General features: G+C 71.3%; 1 protein-coding gene. It reads right to left on the bottom strand.

The genetic code is table 11. From position 1 onward, the window contains the following. Positions 1-263 precede the first annotated feature (263 nt). Positions 264-1,286 (bottom strand): DUF6083 domain-containing protein, encoded by a 1,023-nt coding sequence (locus tag ACWGJ2_RS40445; RefSeq protein WP_453351419.1) that lies wholly within the window; start codon positions 1,284-1,286, stop codon positions 264-266. Positions 1,287-1,490: the final 204 nt, after the last annotated feature.

The following is a 1,490-nucleotide window of genomic DNA, read 5'->3' as shown; positions in this document are numbered from 1 at the left end:
GTCCAGCTCCGGCCAAGGTGTGGTGGCCAGCGGTGCGAGGCGGCCCGGTCCCCTCTTCCCCGTCCCGGCGCCGTCCTGCGCCTGTGGGCCTCCGTTCGTCATGGTCCTCCCCGGGTTCGAGCGGCCTCGTACGGCCGCGGCGTTTCCTGCTTCCAACGACGGCGCCCCCGCAAGGTCGCGCCCGGCCGGTCGCGGCACGGCACGCAGCCCCCGGCGGATGAGAGGTCCTTCGGCGTGGGGGCGCCGGCCTGCCATCGGGCAGGTCATCTTCCCCGGCCGGACTCCCCACAGGAGCGGTCCGTCTTCTGCCAGCGGCTGTGTGTGCGGGCGCGGCGCTGGGCGCGTTTGCTGCAGCGCCAGCACAGCCATCCCTCGTGCACGGTGGCGACGGTCGAGTTGAAGCAGCCGTCCTGGGCGCAGACGGTCGTGGTGCGGGGCCCGTCGTGGACCGTGATCCCCTCCGGCGCCCGCGGCGGGTCGTAGCCCTCGGGGCGCTCTGCGAGGACGAAGTCGGCGTGGCGCTGCGGGTGGAAGGGTTCCCATTCGCTGGCGCTGTGGTCGGGGGCGCTGGATCCGTCGGCGTGGGCGGGGCAGCGCTGGCCGAGCCAGCGGCTGACCGTCCCCCAGTCGAGTCCCTCCAGCGACCACACCCACATGGCGCCGCCGGTCTGGGTCAGCAGCATCTGCCCGGAGCGGCCGGGCACATGCGGCATCTCCATCTGCTCCCAGCGTCCCTGGTCGGCGGAGAAGACGCCGTCGGGGCAGCGCGCGCCGTCCTCCTCCGCGACGCACCGAAGGTCTTCGATACGGCCCGGGGCCAGTCTCAGATAGGAGAAGTAGCGCACGATGTGCCGCTGATCAGGCAATGTCTGCTTCTGTTCCGGAGCTGGTTCGCTGACCGCCGCGGCCTCTTCCTCCTGCGGCGGCAGTGCCGGGACGAACTCGCCCTTGTCGATGCGGATGCGCATGCGCACCGCCAGGCGGGCGACGACATCGGCCATCTCTTCCGGGAGACCCTCGTGCTCCAGGGCAGGGCAGACGGCGGGGTGGGGAATGCGGCAGTAGCGGGACCCGCCCGGATCATTCCCCGGGTAGGCGACACCGGCGTCGACGTACCACCGGAACCTCTCGGGGACCTGACTGCGCGGCACTTCGGTGGTCAGAGGGATGCGGGTACGGTCGAAGCGGTCGAACCACTCCACCCGGACCCCGCAGTACCTGCACTCCCCCGCCGCCTTGCGGCGCAACAGTTTCGAGTGACTGCTGGCATCCAACCGCATCGGCATCGGCGCGCCCTTCCTCCCATGGCCCGGTCCGTCACGACACGACCGGCCGCTCCCCGCCGGACAGCGGCCACTGTAGCGGCGCCAGACCGGTGAAAGCGTGCACTTCCACGGAGGAGACAAGCCCTCTCCCCCGCCCGGAGCGTCGATCTTGATGCCGAGGGCTGCCTTCTCCATCCAATGCGAAGGAGACGAGTTCCCTGTGCC

The organism is Streptomyces sp. NPDC054796 (genome assembly GCF_053611545.1).
Note: the sequence above shows the minus strand (reverse complement) of the source record. Positions and strands in the feature narration are given on the sequence as shown.